The sequence below is a fragment of the Litoreibacter halocynthiae genome (genome assembly GCF_004365635.1).
GTDB lineage: Bacteria > Pseudomonadota > Alphaproteobacteria > Rhodobacterales > Rhodobacteraceae > Litoreibacter > Litoreibacter halocynthiae.
In genome coordinates, this window is sequence record NZ_SOBH01000001.1 from 505,281 (window position 1) to 525,701 (window position 20,421).

Consider the following 20,421-nt stretch of genomic DNA (forward strand, 5'->3'; position numbering starts at 1 on the left):
GCACGTCCCTGATAGTGGGCGGTTTCAGTCGCTTAGGGTATGCCTGTCGCGACTCAGTGTCAGGTATGATCAGAGTTTGAAGGCGTATTTTATATCGTCGAGCGCACTGCGTTGGCGCTCCGACAAGGTGCCGTTGCCAGAAGTGCCAATCGCGTTGAGGACCTGCATCAGCGGCGCGAGGTGCTCGCTACCGCCCAGTTTGTAGAGCTTTTTGGACAGGCGCGTCACGGTTTGCTCCGGCCCGCCACATTCGCTCATCATCCAGCGGCCAAGGATTGCCAACTCCTCCGCGTCCTCAAGGGTGACGTTGGTGGCTTGCTGCAATTCGCGGGTCATGGCGATCCGGGCCTCTTGCGAGGGCAGGTCGTCGAGCTCTAGAAAGGCAACCGCGAGCGCGCCAATGGCGACCTTCGGGTCCTCGATGCTTTCGGCGGGGTGCACATTGGCGTTGCGTTTGAAGCCAAAGCGGCGCGCGGCGAGGCGCACGTCGTTGGCAACATTGACCAAATCGCGACCGGCCACGCCGATGTCACGCATGCGGAAGTACCAGTAGGCGGCGGCGCCCAAGGCCCCGATGATGGCGATAAGAATAGGCATAGGTCTCGACCCGTTATTGATTTGCGCCAGTTATAGCGTGGATTTTGGCTGAACTATGACTGCTATGCGTTCAAAATTCGGGTCACCATTTCCAACAGATCGCCACTGAGGTTCGGGGCGGCTTTCATCCGCTCCAGCGCCTCGCGCATCATTGCCTGCCGGTCCGCGTCATAGCGCGTCCACGTCTCGAAGGCCGTGGACATACGCGCGGCGGTTTGCGGGTTCATCGCGTCCAGCTTGATCAGCCAGTCCGCCAGCAGCGCGTAGCCGGAGCCGTCGGGCGAGTGGAACCCCGCCGTGTTGCCCGCCAGCGCGCCAAAGACCGCGCGGAAGCGGTTGGGGTTGGTCAGCGCAAAGTCCGGATGCGTGGTCAGGCTTGCCGCCACAGCGGGGGCGGCGTCCAGCTTGGCGTAACCCACCTGCATGGCGAACCATTTGTCGATGACCAAGCGGTCGTCTTTCCATTGGGTGTAGAAGGCGTTCGATGCCTCTTCACCGACCTCCGCGCGCAGCAACGCCCCGAGTGCGGACAGTTGCTGGGTCATGTTGTCCGCGCTGTCGAACTGCGCGCGGGCCTGCGCGCCGCCGTCCAAGCGCGACAGCAGCGACAAAGCCACATTGCCCCACGCGCGTTTGCCTGCGGCCTTTGCACCCGCATCGAACGGGCCGTCCACCTGCATCTCCGCATAGATGCGGGGCAGGGTGTCTTGCATGGCCTGCGCGATGGATTGGCTCAGGGTCTGGGCTGTCAGGTAAATCTTGGTCGGGTCCGGCGTCATGCCGCCGTCGAACAAGGCTTGCGCGATGTCGTCGCCCGACGGCAGCGAGAAGGCCAGCGCCTTGAACGCGGGGTCCAGCGTGTCGTCTCGGGCGACAGCGAGCAGCGCGTCCAGATAGGCTTGGTCCGGCGTCGCGTCCTCGGTCACCATGCGGATCATCACGTCGCGGGCCAGCGCACGGCCTGCCTCCCATTTGTTGAACGGGTCGGTGTCATGGGCCAGCAGGAAGGCGCGGGTGGCGTTGTCTTGGTCCTGCTCCAGAATGATTGGGGCGGAGAAGCCGCGATTGATCGACGGGATCGGCATGGTGTCTAGGCCAGTAAAGCGGAAGGCGTGGACCACGTCCGTCATCTCGCAGATGCGGGTCGCGTGGACCTCCTCGCCCGCGTCGTTCAGCAGGCCCACGGCGATCGGGATCACCTTGGGGTCCTTAGTGTCCTGCCCCGGTGTGGGGGGCGTGTGCTGCGTGAAGGTCAGCGTGTAAGTGCCGTCTTTCCAAGCCTCTTTTACCGCCACGCGCGGCGTGCCTGCTTGGGAATACCACAGCTTGAACTGGGTCAAATCGCGGCCTGTGACCTCCTCGAAACAGGCCAGCCAGTCCTCGATTGTGCAGGCCTGCCCGTCATGGCGGGTGAAATACAGATCGCACCCTTTATAATAAGCGTCATCCCCGATCAGGGTCTTGAGCATGCCGATGACTTCGGCGCCTTTTTCGTAGACGGTGGCGGTGTAGAAGTTGTTGATCTCGACGAAGCTCTCGGGGCGCACCGGATGCGCCAATGGTCCGTTATCCTCGCGGAATTGCCGCGCGCGCAGAGCGATCACGTCCTCGATACGCTTGACGGCGGGGGAGCGTTCGTCGGCGGTGAACTGGCTGTCACGATAGACGGTCAGACCTTCCTTCAGGCACAGCTGGAACCAGTCGCGGCAAGTGATGCGGTTGCCGGTCCAGTTGTGGAAATACTCATGGGCGATGATTGCTTCGATACGTTCGAAATTTGCATCTGTGGAGGTCTCAGGGCTGGCCAGAACGGCGGAAGAGTTGAAAATGTTCAAGCCCTTGTTTTCCATCGCTCCCATGTTGAAGTCGTCCACGGCGACGATATTGAACAGATCGAGGTCATATTCGCGGCCATAGACCTCCTCGTCCCACTTCATGGATCGTTTCAGCGCGTCCATGCCGAAAGCGCATTTGTTCAGGTCGCCCGGACGGACCCAGATGTTCAATTCGACCTCTTTCCCCGACATTGTGGTGAACGTGTCAGGGTGGTTGACCAGATCGCCTGCGACCAGCGCGAACAGGTAGGCGGGTTTGGGCCATGGGTCGTGCCATTTGCCGCCGCCAAGGTCGTTGCCGTTGGACAGCTTTACCACCTCGTCACCTTCGATGGTCACGGTGAAGACGCCCATCACGTCGGGGCGGTCAGGATAGTAGGTGATCTTGCGGAAACCCTCGGCCTCGCATTGGGTGCAATACATGCCATTCGACATATAAAGCCCCTCCAGCGCGGTGTTGGTCTGCGGGCTGATTTCCACCTCCGCCTCGAAGACAAACGGCGCGTTTGGAGCCTGCGCGGTCAGGCCTAGGTCGGTAACCTTGGCGTTCGCGTCGGTGCCGTCGATGGTAGCGGAAATCAGTTTAAGCTGCTCGCCATGCAGGTAAAACGTCCGGTCCGTCGCATCTGGATTGGGTCGAAACGCGATCTTCGAGATCACCCGCGTGGCGGTGGGGTGTAGCTTGAACACCAGCTCGACCGTGTCGACCAGATAGGCAGGTGGGGTGTAGTCGCTGAGGAAGATTTCCAAAGGGGCGTTGGCAGGGCTGGCGTCTTTCATGGGGGCTCCGTTCGACAAATCAGGGAACTTATGTCGCGCTGGCACGTTAGGTTTGTGAAGCGGGCCACGCAACCGGATTGCGCGCCCGATAGCCATATTGGAAGGAGAGCGACAATGTCCTCACCAAATACAAATCTGGAGAAGCAGCAGCGCCAGCACAAAGGGCCGCTGACCGGCATCGCGGGCGTCCTTGTCTTTGCGGGTGTTCTGCTTGCCGCGTTGATCGGCTGGACCGTGTACCAGGGCGGCGAGCCGCAGGGTGCCGAGGTTCAAATCGACGGGCGCACCGGAGACGCTTCCGTGGTTGCGACCGAATAGTCCCCTCGGCTATCGACGCAACGCGGGACCGGTCTGCCATTGGCAGGCCGGTTTTTTGCTGCCACGGTGTGGGATATGGCTAGAATGCGAAAGAAATCAGACCTGCCTACGAAGATTTGCGCGACATGCGGCAAGCCGTTCGCGTGGCGCAAGAAATGGGCGCAGGTCTGGGACGAGGTGCGCTATTGCTCCGAGCGGTGCCGCAACGCCAAGGACTGAAACCGGCGGGTGTTTGCACCCAAGCGTGTTGCCTATCGGAAACTTTTTTTCTAGACAGCATACGATTGTATTCAGACACGCCCCCGCCCATCGAAAGGGACCCCGAGATGACCAAGACCTCCGCCACGCGTCAAGATAAGCACGGTTTGCAGGTAGACAGCCTTCTGGCCGACTTCGTGGAAACCAAAGCACTGCCCGGCACAGGCGTTGCGGCGGATGATTTCTGGAAAGGATTCTCTGAACTGGCGCATGAGCTGGGGCCCAAAAACGCAGCGCTGCTGGACAAACGCGAGTCGCTGCAAACGCAGATTGACGCGTGGCACATCGCCAACCGCGACCAGCCGCATGACCACGCGGCCTATAAGGCGTTCCTGAGCAAGATCGGGTATCTGCTGCCCGAGGGCGGAGAGTTCCAGATCGACACCGCGAATGTCGATCCCGAGATCGCCTCGGTGCCCGGTCCGCAACTGGTGGTGCCGATCACCAACGCCCGCTACGCGCTGAACGCCGCCAATGCCCGCTGGGGCAGCCTCTATGACGGGTTCTACGGCACGGACGCCATGGGAACGCTGCCGCCGAAAGGTGGCTACGACAAGGGCCGCGGCTCTCGTGTGGTGGCCCGTGTTCGGGTGTTTCTGGATGAGGCCTTCCCGCTGGAAGGCACCAGCCACGCTGACGTGAAAATCTACGAAGTGCGCGACGGCGCGTTGATGGCCGATGGCAAACCGCTGGCGGACCCGTCGAAATTCGTCGGCTACAAGGGCGATGCGGGCAACCCCGACGCGGTGCTGCTGTGCAACCACGGGTTGCATGTGGAGCTGGTTTTTGACCGTTCGCATTTCATCGGCAAGCATGATCAGGCGGGCCTTGCCGATGTGCGGCTGGAAAGCGCTATGTCGGCTATTATGGATTGCGAAGATTCCGTGGCCTGTGTGGATGCCGAGGACAAGGTGCAGGCCTATTCCAACTGGCTGGGCTTGATGCAGGGTGACTTGCAGGAAAGCGTGGAGAAGGGCGGCAAGACCATCACCCGCAAGCTGCGCGATGACATGACCTACACCGCGCCGGACGGCGGCGAGTTGGTGGTCAAGGGCCGCGCACTGATGCTGGTGCGCAATGTGGGCCACCTGATGACCAACCCCGCCGTGCTCGACCGTGACGGCGGCGAGGTCTACGAGGGGTTGATGGATGCGATGGTGACGACGCTGATCGCCATGCATGATTTGCAAAAGACCGAAGGTCTGCGGAACTCCGTCAAAGGGTCGGTCTATGTGGTGAAGCCGAAGATGCACGGGCCGGAAGAGGTGGCTTTCGCCGACGAGATTTTCACCCGCGTGGAGGACATCCTCGGGCTTCCTGCCAACACCGTGAAACTGGGCATCATGGACGAGGAGCGCCGCACGTCGGTCAACCTCAAGCAGTGCATCTTTGCCGCCAAATCGCGCGTGGCGTTCATCAACACCGGCTTCCTTGATCGCACCGGCGACGAGATCCACACCTCGATGGAGGCGGGGGCATTCTCGCGCAAGGACTTCATCAAGCGCAAGGCGTGGATCGGCGGCTACGAGAACCGCAATGTCGATATCGGTCTGGAATGCGGCCTGTCGGGCCGCGCCCAGATTGGCAAAGGCATGTGGGCGATCCCCGACCAGATGGCCGCGATGCTGGAGCAGAAGATCGAGCACCCCAAAGCCGGTGCCAACTGCGCATGGGTGCCGTCGCCGACCGCCGCGACCCTGCACGCGCTGCATTACCACAAGGTCGATGTGTTTGCGGTGCAGGAAAAGCTGAAGGCAGGCGGGCGGCGCGCGCATGTGGAGACGATCCTCGACATTCCGCTGGCGACCTACCAGATGTGGAATGACGAGCAGGTTATGCGCGAGGTCGAGAACAACGCCCAAGGCATCCTTGGCTATGTGGTGCGCTGGATTGATCAGGGCGTGGGCTGCTCCAAGGTGCCGGACATCAACGATGTGGGCCTGATGGAAGACCGCGCCACTTGCCGGATTTCTTCGCAGGCGCTGGCCAACTGGTTGCTGCATGGTGTCGTCTCGGAAGAGGCGGTGATGGGTGCGATGAAGAAGATGGCCGCTGTGGTGGACGGACAGAACGCGGGCGATGCGAGCTATACTCCGATGGCACCGGGCTTTGACGGGATCGCGTTTCAGGCCTGCTGTGATCTGGTGTTCAAGGGGCGTGTCCAGCCGTCGGGCTATACCGAGCCGGTGCTGCATGCGCGGCGTCTGGAGCTGAAAGCCAGCTGATTTCGCCACGCCTGCGGCGTGCCGATCCGCGGGGGCGCTGCCCCCGCACCCCCGATTTTTGCGGGGCGCTGCCCCACACTCGTGATTTTTGTGGGGCGCTGCCCCACACCCCGAGGTATTTGTGAAGCAATGATGGGGGCTCGTGAGTCTGCTTTGGATTTCTGCAGGCCGGCTGTGCGTGTGAGTGGCTATTCATGCCTTGAAACTTGGAGTAGATATACTTCGAGCAGTCAGCGGAGTTTAAGGTTTATGGTGCGTCCGGTCATTGGTATTATTGGCAACTCGTATCTGATCAACGATCAATATCCCGCCCATGCGGCTGGCAGCATGAACTGTCAGGCGATTGCCGAAGTGTCGCGCGCGGTGCCGGTGATTGTCCCCTCCTGTCCTTCGCTGATTGAGGTCCAAGACCTGCTGGATACCTGCGACGGCTTTTTGTTCACTGGCGGTCGCCCGAATGTGCATCCCGAAGAATATGGCGAGGCGGAGACCGAGGCGCATGGCGCGTTTGACCGGTCGCGTGACCGCATCGCGCTGCCGCTGATCCGGGCCTGCATCGAACGGGGGCAGCCGATTTTTGGCGTGTGTCGCGGCTTTCAAGAGGTCAATGTGGCCATGGGCGGCACGCTATATCCTGAAATTCGCGATCTGCCGGGGCGGATGAACCACCGCATGCCGCCCGACGGGACATTGGAAGAAAAATTCGAGCTGCGCCACGCGGTGACCTTCTCCGAAGGCGGGCCGTTTCACAAATTGCTGGGCGCGCGCGAGGTGATGACCAACACCCTGCATGGCCAAGGCATCAAGGCCGCGGGCGAGCGGGTGGTGATTGACGGGTTCGCGCCGGACGGCACACCGGAAGCGATCTATATCAAGGACGCGCCGGGGTTCAGCCTGTCGGTGCAGTGGCACCCTGAATACCGCGCGGCGCAAGATCCGGTTTCCAGGCCGTTGTTCAAGGCCTTCGGGGAGGCGGCGGCGCAATGGGCCGCAGGCGAGCGGCCACAAATTTTGAAGTCGGCCTAGCGTCAGGACGTCAGGATTTCGCTGACCTTCAAGGCGCGCATCTGGTTGCCATCAACCTTCAGCTTCCCCGTCATCACCGCAGTGATAGGATTTTGACTGCCGTCCAGAATGGCACGGAACACCTGCTCGCTGGCCTTCAGGGTCACATCCGCCTCTGCGTCTGATTGCACGGCACCGTCTTCCGTCAGCAACACAGAGCCTTGATCGGTGATGACCAGCTTGGCGGTACCTTTGATGGCGCCTTTGGCTTTTTCATGCAGCAGGGCGGTCAGGGTGTCGAGATGAGTGGTCATGCGAGGGGGCTCCGGCAGGATGACGTTCGCGTCACTTTGGCGGCGGGATCGGGGATCGCGCAAGCGGGACGTGGCGTCAATTCTCGGGCTGCACGGGATGTTCTGGCAGGTGCGTGCGGAGCTTTTCGGCCAGCTGCCCGATCGATGCGTCGGCCTCTGTGGTCCAGCCTGCCGCAAGCTGCCAGACATGGGGCACATTGGTCCATGTGTGAAAGTCGACATCCGGCAGGATTTCAGCCAATTGGGCGGCGTCGTCGTAAAGCACCTCCCCGGTCGCCACGTGCAGCGCTGCCGGCGGCGCCATGGACAGATCGGCATAGGCGGGGGAAATGTCGGGGTCTTTCGGGTCGCGGCCCGCCAGATAGGCGGGCATGCAGCGTGTGACCCATTTATGCGGCAACAGCATGTCGGTGTCGCGGAACGCCGTGCGGCTTGGGTTGGTATGCGCCAGATCGGTGAGCGGCGACAGCAATGCAAGCGCTGCGGGTTGGGGCAGGCCGAGGGCCGCGAGGCGGGTTACCGTGTTGAGCACCAGCGTGCCGCCCGCGCTGTCACCACCCAGCACGATCCGCTCGGGCGGGAAACAGGTCAGGGCCAGCTTGTAGGCGGTGATGCAATCGTCGGGGGCTGCGGGGTAGGGATGCGCAGGCGCGAGGCGGTAGTCGGGCAACCACGCCTCCGCCCCGATGCCCGCGGCGATGCGGGCGGCGAGCCAGCGATGGGTGTAGGACGAGCCGACGGTGAAGCCACCGCCGTGAAAATAGAGCATAAGATTGCCCTGCGCGGCGCGGGGGATCATCCGGCGGATGCGGAAATTCGGGGTTTGCAAGAAGGCGCATTTGGTGCCACGCAGCGGGCGCATGCCGGTGACGGCCAGAGCGTCCAGCACGCGGGCCAGCGTGGTCTGGTTCGCAATATGCGCCAGCAGCGGTTTCTCGATATATCGGGCAAAGCCGTTGAACAGCTTTTGCGGCAAAGAGGTCATGTGGCGGTCTCCGGCGCGACCGCGGGTGGGCAGAGCAGCATTTTCATAGACCTCACCCTAGCAGCGACAGGTCCGGTTGCCAGCGCCGGATTTTCGCGCTCTTATGAATGTGATGGATAACGGGGAGCATCACGGCATGGGGTTTGCAGGGTTCAAGGCTCGGATGCAGTCGGGAGAACGGCTGCTGGGGACTTTTGTGAAAACGCCCTCGGTAGAGATTGTCGAGGTTTTGGCAAAATCGGGTCTCGATTTCATCTGTCTGGATGCCGAACATGCGGCATGGGACCGGATGCGTATGGATGCCTGCCTTGCGGTGGCGCGGGCGCTCGATCTGCCAACGCTGGTGCGGGTGACATCGGGCGGGGCGGATGACATTCTGAAGGCGATGGACGCAGGCGCTGTGGGCATTGTGGTGCCCCATGTAGACAGCCCCGAGAAGGCCCGCGCGGTCGCCAAGGCGGCGCGGTTCGGTCATGGCGGGCGCGGCTTTGCAGGCTCGACCCGTTGGGCGGGCTATGCGACGCGACCGATGGGCGACATTCTGGAGCAGTCGAAATCGGAGACGGTGGTGATTGTGCAGATCGAGGAGCCGGAGGCCGTCGACGAGATTGACGGCATCGCCGGAGCACAAGGGGTGGACGCTGTGTTCATCGGGCCGGCCGACCTGACGGTGAGCTATGGCGAGACCTCGGTGGACAATGACAAGGTCAAGGACGCTATGCAGCGCGTCGGGGACGCAGCGCGGCGTGCGGGCGTGGGGTTTGTCACTTGGGTGCCGAACGCCGCTGCGGCCAAGGCGTGGGAAAGCTACGGCTTCACTATGTTCGTGATGGGGTCGGAGCATTCATGGATGCTGGCAGGCGCGAAGGCGGCTGTTGCGGAGATGCGAAAGGAATGACCTAAGGTCAAAGGTTTAAGGGGTCGCTATGCAAATGCTGCATGGCGGCATTTCGCCTTTGGGTGATGTCTTGGGGCGGGGGCTGACCTATCTGTAGGTCAACAAACGAACCAAAGGAAATTGTTATGACACATCTCAACGACGCCCCGATCGACATGCACGCCATCGAACTTGAAGCCCGCAAATTGCGCGCTGAATACACCGCACAGCTTATGGCATCTGCCCGCGCGTGGATTGCATCGAAGTTCTCCACATCTGTGCCTGCCACTGCCAAAACCGCCTAATTCCGGCAATTTGGCCCTGAATTGGGCCGCCGCCGAGTGCCAAAAATCCCGGTTCCGCCATCAAAGCGGACCGGGATTTTCTCATTTTAGCCTGATTTCAAAGCCATATTTACTCAATCTTAAGCAACACGCGCCCGATGACGGAGCGCCGGAAAGGTTGAGAACATGAAGTTTACGAAGCTGATCGCCGGACTTGCTGTTGCCGTTGGATTGAGCGCTTGCGCTTCCTCCGGCCCGATTTCCGAGACTGCAACACGTAACACGCCTGATGTTGCCCCGGTTGTGGCGGCTGAATTGACCGCCCGCAGCGCCGACTGGCGTTTGGCCGATGTGCGGGTGAACGTTTCGGGGGACCTGAAGGTCTCGGAGGCCAACCGCTACTACCCGATCGCAGACATTGTCTGGCGTGAAGACCCGTATGGGGACCGCCGCGCCCAAGTCGCGAAGATTCTTGATGATGGTCTGACCAGCGGCCTGACCCATCTTAAGGGCGACCGCCCGGTGTTTTTCGACATCGAGTTAAGCCGCTTCCACTCGCTGTCGGAAAAGACCCGTGTTTCAATCGGTGGTGTTCACAACATCATCTACACCCTGACCGTGGTTGATGCGGCGACCGGCGTTGCATTGCATGGCCCGATTGAAATGGAAATTGCCCTGAAGGCTTTCGGCGGCGACCAAGCTTTTGAAGCAGAGCGTCGTGGCCAGACCCAGAAGGTGCGTATCCAGACCCATTTGGCCAGCCTGATGCGCCAAGCCTTCAATGGCGGGCAGGAAATGCGCGTTGTTGCACAGGCCGCGGTTGCACCGCTGGACGTCAATAGCGGCGCCACTCAGTAACAGCACGACGCACAGTCGGGCTTTCGCCTGACGAAAATACCGACTAAGGGGAGGATATGACATCCTCCCCTTTTTCCGCCTCACCCTATCCTGTTATCCGCCTGAAGCCGAAGGCCAACGCCCTGACCATCCGTGGCGGCGCCCCTTGGGTTTATTCAGACGAGCTGGTCACCGACCGCCGCGCCCGCCGCCTTGAGGCCGGATCGCTGGCTGTGCTGGAGGATAGCGACCGCGAGCCAATCGCCGTGGTCACCATCAACAACGACTCCAAGATCATCTGCCGCGTCATGGACCGCGACCCTGCCGCCGTGCTGGATCAGGACTGGCTGGTCACCCGCGTGCGCCGAGCCTTGGCGCTGCGCGAACATCTGTATGACGCGCCGTTCTACCGCCTGATCCACGCCGAGGCCGACGGGTTGCCGGGTGTGATCGTCGACCGCTTTGGCGACGTACTGGTGTTGCAACCGAACGCCGCGTGGGCCGAGACGGCCTGCGAAGGTTTGGCCGCGGCTTTGGTCGATGTCACGGGTGCTTCCACGGTTATCAAGAATGCTGCGGGCCGAGCGCGCGGGCTGGAAGGGTTGGACGACGTGTCGACAACCTTGGTCGGCGCTCATGAAGGGCTGATCGACGTCCCGATGAACGGTGCCACCTATATGGCGGATGTGGTGGATGGCCAGAAAACCGGCCTGTTCTTTGACCAGCGCGACAACCACGCATGGGCGGCAAAGCTGCCACGCGGCGGGAGCGTACTGGACGTGTTCTCCCATGTGGGGGGCTTCTCGCTGGCGGCTTTGGCGGCGGGGGCGTCCTCTGCTTTGGCGGTTGACGGCTCGGAGCCTGCCTTGGCACTGGCCGAAAAAGGCGCACAAGCCTCTGGCGTGGCAGACAAATTTACGACCCGCAAGGGCGATGCGTTCAAGGTGATGGAAGCGCTGGCCAGCGAAGGCGAGTTGTTCGATTTAGTCGTCGCCGACCCGCCGGCCTTTGCACCCAACAAGCAAGCTTTGTCGAACGGGCTGACGGCGTATAGCCGCGTCGGCTCGATGGCGGCGAAGCTGGTGAAGCCGGGCGGGTATCTGGTGCTGTGCTCCTGTTCCCACGCGGCGGACCTGACCAAGTTCCGCCAAGCGTCACTGCGTGGCGTCGGTAAGGCGGGACGTCAGGCGCAGATCATCCACACAGGCTCTGCCGGTGCAGACCACCCGCTGCATCCCGCCTTGGCGGAAAGCGGATATCTCAAGGCCATCTTCCTGCGTCTCGACTGATGCGCGCGCTGCTTGATGCCTGCGTGATTTACCCCACCGTACTTCGCGAAGTGCTGGTGGGTTGCGCGGGGTTGGGTTTGTACGAGGCCTTGTGGTCCGAGCGTATTCTGGAGGAATGGGCGCGGGCGACGGTCAAGCTGGGGCCGGAGGCCGAAGTGCAAGCGCGGGGTGAGGTGGCGGTGCTGAAAGCGCAGTTCCCAAATGCCTGTGTGCGCCCGCGGGATGGTGACATGGCGCGGCTGCATTTGCCGGACGAGAACGACATTCATGTTTTGGCTGCTGCGATTGCCGGATCAGCGGATGTGATCGTGACGATGAACGCCAAAGACTTTCCACGCCAGACACTGGCGTTTGAGGGCTTGAAACGCCTCAGCCCCGACGAGTTCATGATGGAGCTGTGGTTCGAGACGCCGGAAGCCGTCGAACAGGTGGTGCGAGGCGTCCATAAAGTTGCGTGCGATATGTCGGGGGAAGCGCTGGAGTTGCGTGCCTTGATGAAGCGCGCGCGGTTGCCGCGACTGGGCAAGGCGATCAGCTAGGTTTCGGTCACGCCCCACTTGGCCTCGCGCGCCTCGATGGCGGCGATGCGCTCTGCGGTTTTCGGATGGCTCAGGAGCCACGCAGGCGTTCCCGCGCCAAGACTGCCCGTCAGCTTGTCCAGTTTCAGAAACAGCGATTTTTGCGGTGCTGTGCCGATGCCCGCCTTGGTGAGCAGGGCGGAGGCATAGGCGTCGGCTTCATATTCGTCGCTGCGCGACAGGCGGGCGGCGAGCATGGTGGTGAGCATATTGGCGATCCAGACCCCGATGCCGGGCAGGAAGCGGCCCAGAACGGTGGCCAAAGCAACGCGAATGGCGTTCTGGCCAGAGAAGTCGATCATCCGGCGACGGGAATGGCCCAAGGCGACGTGACCCAGCTCATGCGCGATGACCGAGGCCATTTCGGCGGCACTAACAGAGCCGTCTTTATACTTGTTGAAAAACCCACGGGTAATGAAGATGCGCCCATCAGGGGCGGCAAGGCCGTTGATCGGCTCGATCTCGTAGATATGGACCTTGATCTTGGGCAGGTCCAACGCACCGGCCATATCAAGGTTGAGCAGGTCCAATTCTGGATCATTGAGCAGCGAGGATTGCTGATCCAGCGTCCGCGCGGTGTTCCACGCGGAGAATTTATACATCACCAAAGCGTAGATGATGGCGATCAGGATCGGGGTCAGCTTCAGCATACCCTTTGATATGGGGCGTGGGACACATGCAGGCAAGGCCCAAGACGGAATCACGATTCCACCGGATATTTCAGTGATCTCACACTCTGTGATCCGCTTCTCACGGGGGCGTTACGTGGTGCGCGGATGGGAGCTGAAGTGTGTGCGCAAACGCACGATAGATCACCAAAATGCGATAATAGTTGCGTTGAAGCGCCGATCTGTATGCCCCATATTGGTCTCATCAAACGGCGACACGCCAACACACATATCGGTCAACAGCCTGAAAACAAACAAAAGAGAGAACTTAAAATGAAAACTGTCATCGCAACCGTCATCGCCCTGTCCGTATCTGCTCCTGCATTCGCTGCTCAAGTGACAGACGCCGCCGCATTCTTCGCTCTGGGTAACAATTCTGCCGCCGAGCGCGTAATCTCCGACACATCAACCGGCGATGTATTCCAAGCGCAACTGGCTGGCGCTCAGGCCAACGACTCCGCTGTTGAAAGCACCGTGGACGTGACAGCTGGTCAAGCAACCCGCACAAGCTCCGACTTGCTGTCCTTCTTCGCACTGAGCAACGACTCGGCCGCCGAGCGCGTTAACTACTAAGTTCACTGATGCTCTTCTCCCAAGGCCAAAGGCCCCTCCGGAAACGGGGGGGCTTTTTTGTGCGGAGTGTCTGCTTTGAGCCCGACCTGTACCTTGTTTCTGCGCTGCGGCGAATGTGCATTAACTGCTACATAAGCTATCTGGTTGCTCCCTTGCATATGACGATCTACGATCTCGCGCCGGTTGTTGGGAGAATTGAATTGACTTCAGAAAAGAAACAAATTGACAAACAGGTAGCGGTTGCCAAAGAGCGTATCTCTTCGCTATCCGACCCGAAGGCTCTTTTGCGGTTTCATGAGAATGTCGAACGGTTTCAGGGCATTGATGAGGTGCAGCGCGAAGATCTCATTCAATTGATTGAAGAACGGCTGCGGAGTGTTTCACCGAGTGCAGCAACAAAAGTATTTGGTCCAAAGGATTCAGAAGCCCGAGAGATACTTGAACAGGTCTTTCTGCGAACTTGCTCGGAGTTCGACTTATCCCAAAATCAAGTCAAGAACGGTGTAAAGACCGGCGGCGATATGATCGCAGGCCGAAAGCACGTTGATGTCTACATCTCCTACAAAAACGACGACAAATGGCGCGCCTCACTGGCTTGGCTGCAGGATACTACGGCAGACGTTCCAAATCTGCGTGTAGAAAAGCTTCAGGTCGGATCACAGGACAAGACCAATCGAGAAGAGGCGTTGTTTACGGTGCTTCAGGTCGATTTAGCAGAGCAAAAATATCGACAGATGCTGCGGACAATAGTCCATCAATGATTTTATCGCTCGAATTACCATGGATAATAACCCTGACTGACTGATTGGTGTTTCTGTAAGCGGACCTTGGCGCAGCCGCAGCGAATTCACACTTTGTCCCGCATAGCGGACTTTAACTGAAGCCCGAGCCTACAACCTCGACCTCTTTGCTCCAAACTCCACGATGAGGGGTCACTTATTATTCACCAGCCAACTCCGTTGCACTGAACGGTGCTTGGCTTTCAGCCGCGGGTAAGGGCTTTCATGCCTGCCTCAATACCTTGCAGGGTCATCGGCACCATGCGGTCCGCGCCGAAGATGGCTTGGATCATCGTGATTGACTGGGTGTAGCGCCAGAAGCGTTGTTCCAGCGGGTTGATCCACAGGTGGCTTGGCCATTGGTCGCGGGCGCGTTCCAGCCAGACTTGTCCGGCCTCCGCGTTCATATGCTCGTTCGCGCCACCGGGATAGGCGATCTCGTAAGGCGACATGGAGGCATCCCCGACGAAGATGCATTTGTAATCGGAACCGTAGGTACGCAGGATTTCGTGGGTCGGAATTTGCTCGTTCCAGCGGCGGGAATTGTCTTTCCACACACCTTCATAGAGGCAGTTGTGGAAGTAGAAATGCTCCATGTGCTTGAACTCGGTGCGCGCGGCACTGAACAACTCTTCTACAACGCGGATATGCGGGTCCATGGAGCCGCCGATATCGAGAAACAGCAGGACTTTGACGGCGTTGCGCCGTTCGGGGCGAGTTTTGACGTCGAGATATCCGTGTTCGGCAGTGGCTTGGATCGTGCCGTTCAGGTCCAGCTCCTCGGCCGCGCCATCGCGCGCCCATTTGCGCAAGCGTTTCAGGGCGACTTTGATGTTGCGGGTGCCAAGTTCGATCGTATCGTCAAGATTGCGGAACTCGCGTTTGTCCCAGACCTTGACCGCGCGCTGGTGGCGGGAACCGTCTTGGCCGATGCGGATGCCTTCGGGGTTGTAGCCATAGGCGCCGAAGGGGGAGGTGCCAGCGGTACCGATCCATTTGTTGCCGCCTTGGTGGCGGCCTTTTTGTTCTTCCAGACGCTTTTTCAGCGTCTCCATCAGCTTGTCGAAACCGCCCAAGGCTTCGATTTCCGCGCGTTCTTCTTCGCTAAGGTGCTTTTCGGCCATCTTGCGCAGCCAGTCTTCGGGGAGGTCCATCGCCTCCAGCACGTCCTCGGGGCTGATCTTTTCAAGCCCTTGGAATGTATGCGCGAAAGCGCGATCGAAGCGGTCCAGATGCCGCTCGTCCTTCACCATCACCGTGCGGGCGAGGTAGTAGAACCCGTCGATGTCATAGGTGACGAGACCCGCCTGCATACCTTCAAGGAAGGCCAGATATTCGCGCAAGCTGACGGGGATTTTGGCCGCCCGCAGGTTGTCGAAGAAGGGCAGAAACATCAGGCTGCGACGGCGGCGCGGGCCAGATAGATGGCGATGAACAGCCCGATCAGCCCGAAGATGATCGCGAAACCGCCCGCATATTGCGCCATGTCGAGGCGGTTGCCGCCTTTGCGTTTTGCCACGACCGCGCCAAGAAGCGCGCCCAGAAGCATACCGATGAGAGGGGCCATTTAGTGCCTAGCTCCGTACCCGGCGGGGGGCCAATGCTTTGATCTCATTGAGCCGCGCCCGCACATTGCGTTCCGAGCCGAAGCCATAGCGGCCCCAACCCAGACTGTCGAGCCTGACGCGGCGGGCCTCTTCGTCGCGGCCAGCGGCTTGAAGCGCCTCGGCTTTGATCATCAGAAGCGTCGCCAGCAACGCTGCGTTCGATGAGTTGCGTGCAGCGGGGATGCCTTCGTCGGTGAGACGGATCGCCACCTCAAGCTGGCCGGAGGACAGCGCGAAAGCGGCCATTTGGGTGTTGACATGGGCGGCGTGGACGGAGGCACCGTAGAGTTGTTTGTAGATATTGCCGGACTGCACAAAGGCGGAAATCGCGGTTTCCGGCTTGGAGCCCAATGTGACACGGCCTTGCACGAACAAGGAAAACGCGAGGCGGTTGTCTTTCCAGCCCTGCGCTTGGGCGATTTTCACCGCCTTGGCGGCGGAGGCCGCGCGTTGTGATTGCGATGTGCGCATGGCCAGCGCCGAGGTGATGGCGTCGTTCCATTGCTTGGGCGTGCGATTAGCCCCTGCATTGCTGGCGCGGTTGCCGCGCGGATTCAGTCGGCTCAGGACAGCCGGCAGAGCGCGGGCCACTTGGCCGCGTGTCATGCCGTTGCGCAATTCCGGCGAATAGTAGGCACGCAGGATCAGCATGTCGAAGCCGGTCAGGATGGTGTGGAAGTTGTCATCGTTGAAGATGCTGTCGGGCAAGCGGTACAAATCGTTCAGCGGGCCGAGGGCCTGCGAAATTTCCTCGTGCAAGCAGTCGCGCACTTCCTGCGGGGACACATCGTTTGGAATGATGACGGTCGCTTTTTTGCGGTTGGACAGGCGGGTCCAATCGGTTTTGCCGTTGCCACGATTGCGCTTGAACTCGGACCAGCCGGAGACGTTCGGCACCACAAAGCACGCGGCTTGAGGGACGGCTTTTTGCAAGGTCTTGCGCGGAATGGCCTCGATGATGATCTGGGCATCTTCGCCACGCGCAGCGCGCGAGATGTTGATACCAGCCTCGGAGCGCAACCGTGCGAGCAAGCGGGCAAGATCACCCTCAAGCGAGCCGGGGGCCTGTCCGGTGACGGCGACTTTGATCGGGCCTTCGAACTTGGTGAGCCATGGCAGCGGGCGACCGCTTTCCATTTGGAACGTCAGGTCCAGAAAATCCTGTGCGATTTGCGAATTCGGCCTGTTCACACCGCCACCGCGTTGGGTGGCAAAGGTTTTCATCGGCGGCAGGGCCGTTGCAACGGGTGAATTACGGCCGGGGACCTCGTTCTTCGTCGAGGGTACACAGGCGGCCATGAGGCACAGAATCGGAATAGCTAAGCGGCGCATTAGAGCGTTATACCCGCGTTTTCGCGATCTGGTGCGAAATTAATGCAAAGGTCGGTTATCGTGGCCCTGTGGACACAATGCCGCCGAGGGCTGTGCATTGACGCGAAAACAGGGTCAATAATTTCGGCCCGCGATGGGCGCACTGAATTGCTCTTCACGGACTTGTCCCGCCTTATTGCTCGATTACCGATCTGTTAACCGATTCATTAAGGCGCGAGTTGGGGACGATTTAGGCATTTTGCAGGCGACTGTTTCGGTGGTTGGCGCGTTAGCGTTGACCCCGTGCCAGAAAGGCCAGCCTTTCGAAAAGGTGGACGTCCTGCTCGTTCTTCAACAAGGCCCCGTGCAGACGCGGCAGTGCGGATGTGCCTTTTTTGGCGAGGTCTTCGGCGGACAAGTCCTCTGCCAGCAACAATTTTAACCAATCCAGCACCTCGGAGGTCGACGGTTTCTTCTTCAATCCGTTGGTCTCGCGGATTTCGTAGAATTGGGTCAGCGCGGCGGTTAGCAGGGCGGGCTTAAGGCCGGGGAAGTGGACGTCGACGATGGCCCGCATGGTGTCGATATCGGGGAAGCGGATGTAGTGGAAAAAGCAGCGGCGCAGGAAGGCGTCGGGCAGTTCTTTTTCATTGTTGGAGGTAATTATGACGATGGGGCGTTGTCGGGCTTTGACCGTCTCGCCTGTCTCGTAGACATGGAATTCCATCCGGTCGAGTTCTTGCAGCAGGTCGTTCGGGAACTCGATATCGGCCTTGTCGATCTCGTCGATCAGCAGGACACATTTCTCTTCACGTTCAAAGGCTTGCCAGAGCTTTCCGCGCTTGATGTAATTGGCGACATCATGGACTTTCTCGTCGCCCAACTGGCTGTCGCGCAGGCGGGAGACGGCATCGTATTCATACAGACCTTGCTGCGCTTTTGTGGTAGACTTGATGTGCCACTCGATCATCTCCAGCCCGAGCGCGTCGGAGACCTGACGGGCAAGCTCTGTCTTACCAGTGCCGGGTTCGCCCTTGACCAGCAACGGGCGCTCCAGTGTGACGGCGGCGTTGACGGCAACGGTCAGATCATCGGTTGCCACGTAACTCTTGGTGCCTGTGAACTTCAGCGGGCGGGTAGGGGGCGTCGTGGAATCCATAAACAAAACAAGCCTCTGTGACGTGGAGTTGATTAACGTATAATTGATCGTGCTAAGGGTCTTTTAACGGTCCTTATATGCGTGACAAGGGGGGGAGCTTCGGTTACGAGGACGCAGGGAAGTTAAAGCATGACGTGTTTTTGAGTCGGACTTGAGAACACGGACTGAGTTAGAGTGAGGAACTGGGATGAAAGCCGAAGCATTTCTACCCGATGATTATCGCCCGGCAGAAGACGAGCCGTTCATGAACGACCGTCAGACCGAGTATTTCCGTCGCAAGCTGCTGGATTGGAAGGCTTCCATTATGGAAGAGACCGCCCAAACCATCGAAGGCATGAAGGACGGTACACGCAACATTCCGGACGTCGCGGACCGTGCGTCGGAAGAAACAGATATGGCGTTGGAGCTGCGTACCCGTGATCGGGAGCGCAAACTGATCTCCAAGATTGATGCCGCGTTGCGCCGCATTGACGAAGGTGAATACGGATATTGCAGCGAGACCGGCGAGCCCATTTCGCTGAAGCGTCTTGATGCGCGTCCGGTGGCAACCATGAGCCTTGAGGCGCAAGAGCGTCACGAGCGCCGCGAAAAAGTCCACCGCGATACGTGATCAGGTCTGATCACAATCACACTGCAAACGCCGCCGGTGCCGCAAGGTTTCGGCGGTTTTTCTTTACGGGTCTTGGATGCTGAATTTCGCTTTGGCCATTTTCCTGCTGATCAGCACCCCCGGACCGGGCGTGTTGTCTTTGGCGGGCGTGGGGGCGGCGTTCGGGTTCAAGTCCGGTCTGCGCTACCTCACAGGGCTTTTCATCGGTGGAAACCTTGTGGCGTTGGCGGTCGTCAGCGGGCTGGGGGCGTTGGTGTTGGCGAACCCCACGATCCGGCTGGTCCTGCTGGGCGCGTCGACCTGCTATTTGCTGTATCTGGCGGCGCGGATCGCCTTGGCGGGCTCCAACATCGCCTTTTCACCAGCGCGCCGACAGCCCGGCGTCCGCGACGGATTGCTGCTACAGGCGGTGAACCCGAAGGCTTACGTGGTCAACACCACGCTATTTTCCGGCTTCCCGATTTTCCCCGATGCCTACGGGCTGGAGGTGGCCGCGAAGTTTGCGATCATCAACGTGATCTGGTTGGGGATCCACTTCGTGTGGCTTTGGGCGGGGAGCGCCGTCAAACGTATGGCCCTGCCTCCGCGCACGCAGCGGGTGATCAATGTCGGCATGGCCTTGGCGATGCTGGCGGTGGTCGGCTTGGCCGCGTGGAGCGCCTTTTAGGCGGCAAGCTCCACCCAGACGGGTACGTGATCTGACGGCTTTTCGCGCCCGCGATATTCCTTGTCGATCTGGCAATCCTTCAGCAAGTCTGCCGCTTGTGGGGTCAACAACAGGTGGTCGATGCGGATGCCGTCGTTTTTGTTCCAAGCCCCCGCTTGATAGTCCCAGAAGCTGTATTGCTCTGGCGCAGGGTTGCGGGTGCGGAAGGCCTCGGTGAAGCCGAGGTTCAGTATCCGGCGATAGGCGGCACGGCTGTCGGGGTGGAATAAGGCATCCTCGCGCCATGCCTCGGGGCGGGCGGCGTCGATGGCTTGCGGGATGATATTGTAATCCCCTGCCATCATCGCGGGCATCTCGTCTGCCATGAGTTTTTGGGCGCGGGTATACATCCGCTCCATCCATGCGAGCTTGTAGTCGAATTTCGGACCCGGGCGGGGGTTGCCGTTGGGCAGGTACAGGCCACATAGGCGCACCGCATGTTGATCGCCCATGACTGTCGCCTCGATCCAGCGGGCTTGTTCGTCACTGTCGTCGCCGGGAAGGCCGCGGGTCACGTCCTCCAAGGGCAGCTTGGACAGGATGGCCACCCCGTTGAAGCTTTTCATGCCGTGGGTTTCGACATTATAGCCCATGTCCTCGAAATGCTGGCGGGGGAAGCCTTCATCGACGGTTTTGATCTCTTGCAGCAGGGCGACGTCGGGCTGAGTTTCCGCCAGCCAGTCGGTCAGCGCATTGATGCGTGCCTTGATCCCGTTGATGTTGAACGTGGCGATTTTCATAAAGTGGCCCCCTTCGTGTGCAAAAGGTATCACGCATGGCGTGCTGGGGGGCAAGAGGCGGAATTGCGCCAAGGGCAGGCGTTTTC

23 protein-coding genes are annotated in these 20,421 nt (G+C 60.1%); 13 read left to right on the plus strand and 10 right to left on the minus strand.

All coding sequences use genetic code 11. The features are described 5' to 3' along the window. Positions 1-69: 69 nt before the first annotated feature. Positions 70-597 carry a hypothetical protein gene (locus BDE40_RS02530; protein WP_246030335.1) on the minus strand — a complete coding sequence of 176 codons (528 nt, stop codon included), beginning with the start codon at positions 595-597 and terminating at the stop codon, positions 70-72. Positions 598-659: 62 nt separating this feature from the next. Beyond that, complete coding sequence (gene pepN, locus BDE40_RS02535; RefSeq protein WP_134012549.1) at positions 660-3,212, minus strand: aminopeptidase N; 2,553 nt, start codon at positions 3,210-3,212, stop codon at positions 660-662. A gap of 114 nt (positions 3,213-3,326) precedes the next feature. On the opposite strand from pepN, the gene BDE40_RS02540 reads away from it, so the two are divergent. From BDE40_RS02540 to BDE40_RS02555, 4 genes are all read left to right on the plus strand, one after another. Further along, positions 3,327-3,530 (plus strand): hypothetical protein, encoded by a 204-nt coding sequence (locus BDE40_RS02540; RefSeq protein WP_134012551.1) that lies wholly within the window; start codon positions 3,327-3,329, stop codon positions 3,528-3,530. 75 nt (positions 3,531-3,605) lie between these two features. After that, complete coding sequence (locus tag BDE40_RS02545; protein WP_134012553.1) at positions 3,606-3,749, plus strand: DUF2256 domain-containing protein; 144 nt, start codon at positions 3,606-3,608, stop codon at positions 3,747-3,749. 107 nt (positions 3,750-3,856) lie between these two features. After that, positions 3,857-6,013 (plus strand): malate synthase G, encoded by a 2,157-nt coding sequence (locus BDE40_RS02550; RefSeq protein WP_134012555.1) that lies wholly within the window; start codon positions 3,857-3,859, stop codon positions 6,011-6,013. Positions 6,014-6,262: 249 nt separating this feature from the next. Beyond that, complete coding sequence (locus BDE40_RS02555; protein ID WP_134012557.1) at positions 6,263-7,039, plus strand: gamma-glutamyl-gamma-aminobutyrate hydrolase family protein; 777 nt, start codon at positions 6,263-6,265, stop codon at positions 7,037-7,039. A 2-nt stretch (positions 7,040-7,041) separates the two neighbouring features. On the opposite strand, the gene BDE40_RS02560 is transcribed toward BDE40_RS02555, so the two are convergent. Both BDE40_RS02560 and BDE40_RS02565 read right to left on the minus strand, forming a co-directional pair. Continuing rightward, positions 7,042-7,332 (minus strand): SCP2 sterol-binding domain-containing protein, encoded by a 291-nt coding sequence (locus BDE40_RS02560; RefSeq protein ID WP_134012559.1) that lies wholly within the window; start codon positions 7,330-7,332, stop codon positions 7,042-7,044. 76 nt (positions 7,333-7,408) lie between these two features. After that, the gene (locus BDE40_RS02565) at positions 7,409-8,317 is read right to left on the minus strand and encodes an alpha/beta hydrolase fold domain-containing protein (RefSeq protein WP_134012560.1); all 909 of its coding nucleotides are present in this window, start codon (positions 8,315-8,317) and stop codon (positions 7,409-7,411) included. Positions 8,318-8,429: 112 nt separating this feature from the next. On the opposite strand from BDE40_RS02565, the gene BDE40_RS02570 reads away from it, so the two are divergent. The 5 genes from BDE40_RS02570 to BDE40_RS02585 all read left to right on the plus strand — a co-directional run bounded on the left by BDE40_RS02570 (position 8,430) and on the right by BDE40_RS02585 (position 12,143). Further along, positions 8,430-9,215, plus strand: coding sequence for an HpcH/HpaI aldolase family protein (locus BDE40_RS02570; protein WP_246030336.1), 786 nt, complete (start codon positions 8,430-8,432; stop codon positions 9,213-9,215). A gap of 125 nt (positions 9,216-9,340) precedes the next feature. Further along, positions 9,341-9,499: an RSP_7527 family protein gene (locus tag BDE40_RS18155; protein ID WP_162848013.1), complete on the plus strand. Its 159-nt coding sequence runs from the start codon at positions 9,341-9,343 to the stop codon at positions 9,497-9,499. 165 nt (positions 9,500-9,664) lie between these two features. Continuing rightward, positions 9,665-10,336: a DUF6778 family protein gene (locus BDE40_RS02575; RefSeq protein ID WP_134012562.1), complete on the plus strand. Its 672-nt coding sequence runs from the start codon at positions 9,665-9,667 to the stop codon at positions 10,334-10,336. 56 nt (positions 10,337-10,392) lie between these two features. After that, a complete protein-coding gene (locus BDE40_RS02580; RefSeq protein ID WP_134012564.1) occupies positions 10,393-11,604 on the plus strand; it encodes an RSP_2647 family RNA methyltransferase in 1,212 nt (403 codons plus the stop codon). Continuing rightward, positions 11,604-12,143, plus strand: a complete 540-nt coding sequence (locus tag BDE40_RS02585; RefSeq protein ID WP_134012567.1) for an RSP_2648 family PIN domain-containing protein — start codon at positions 11,604-11,606, stop codon at positions 12,141-12,143. Before BDE40_RS02580 ends, BDE40_RS02585 begins: the two co-directional genes overlap by 1 nt. Here BDE40_RS02585 and BDE40_RS02590 read toward each other — a convergent pair. Next, positions 12,140-12,832, minus strand: coding sequence for a M48 family metallopeptidase (locus tag BDE40_RS02590; RefSeq protein WP_134012569.1), 693 nt, complete (start codon positions 12,830-12,832; stop codon positions 12,140-12,142). The two genes, BDE40_RS02585 and BDE40_RS02590, sit on opposite strands and share 4 nt — an antisense overlap. A 291-nt stretch (positions 12,833-13,123) precedes the next feature. Here BDE40_RS02590 and BDE40_RS02595 point away from each other — a divergent pair, with 291 nt between their 5' ends. Continuing rightward, positions 13,124-13,423, plus strand: a complete 300-nt coding sequence (locus BDE40_RS02595; protein WP_134012570.1) for a hypothetical protein — start codon at positions 13,124-13,126, stop codon at positions 13,421-13,423. 158 nt (positions 13,424-13,581) lie between these two features. Further along, positions 13,582-14,184 carry a hypothetical protein gene (locus BDE40_RS02600; protein ID WP_134012572.1) on the plus strand — a complete coding sequence of 201 codons (603 nt, stop codon included), beginning with the start codon at positions 13,582-13,584 and terminating at the stop codon, positions 14,182-14,184. 221 nt (positions 14,185-14,405) lie between these two features. Here BDE40_RS02600 and BDE40_RS02605 read toward each other — a convergent pair whose 3' ends face one another. The 4 genes from BDE40_RS02605 to BDE40_RS02615 form a co-directional block, all read right to left on the minus strand. Next, entirely contained in the window at positions 14,406-15,596 is a 1,191-nt protein-coding gene (locus BDE40_RS02605; RefSeq protein WP_134012574.1) for a vWA domain-containing protein, read from the minus strand. Beyond that, the gene (locus BDE40_RS18160) at positions 15,596-15,769 is read right to left on the minus strand and encodes a hypothetical protein (RefSeq protein ID WP_162848014.1); all 174 of its coding nucleotides are present in this window, start codon (positions 15,767-15,769) and stop codon (positions 15,596-15,598) included. The genes BDE40_RS02605 and BDE40_RS18160 overlap by 1 nt, the downstream gene beginning before the upstream one ends. 7 nt (positions 15,770-15,776) lie before the next feature. Next, positions 15,777-17,033 (minus strand): DUF2927 domain-containing protein, encoded by a 1,257-nt coding sequence (locus BDE40_RS02610; RefSeq protein ID WP_342774992.1) that lies wholly within the window; start codon positions 17,031-17,033, stop codon positions 15,777-15,779. Between the two features lie 376 nt (positions 17,034-17,409). Beyond that, on the minus strand, positions 17,410-18,249 hold the full coding sequence (locus BDE40_RS02615) for an AAA family ATPase (protein ID WP_134013741.1): 840 nt from the start codon (positions 18,247-18,249) through the stop codon (positions 17,410-17,412). 217 nt (positions 18,250-18,466) lie between these two features. Here BDE40_RS02615 and dksA point away from each other — a divergent pair, with 217 nt between their 5' ends. Further along, entirely contained in the window at positions 18,467-18,889 is a 423-nt protein-coding gene (dksA, locus tag BDE40_RS02620; RefSeq protein WP_073146160.1) for an RNA polymerase-binding protein DksA, read from the plus strand. Between the two features lie 76 nt (positions 18,890-18,965). Further along, positions 18,966-19,556 (plus strand): LysE family translocator, encoded by a 591-nt coding sequence (locus BDE40_RS02625; RefSeq protein WP_134012577.1) that lies wholly within the window; start codon positions 18,966-18,968, stop codon positions 19,554-19,556. Here BDE40_RS02625 and xth read toward each other — a convergent pair. Continuing rightward, positions 19,553-20,335 carry an exodeoxyribonuclease III gene (gene xth / locus BDE40_RS02630; protein ID WP_134012579.1) on the minus strand — a complete coding sequence of 261 codons (783 nt, stop codon included), beginning with the start codon at positions 20,333-20,335 and terminating at the stop codon, positions 19,553-19,555. The genes BDE40_RS02625 and xth overlap by 4 nt on opposite strands. Positions 20,336-20,421 lie beyond the last annotated feature (86 nt).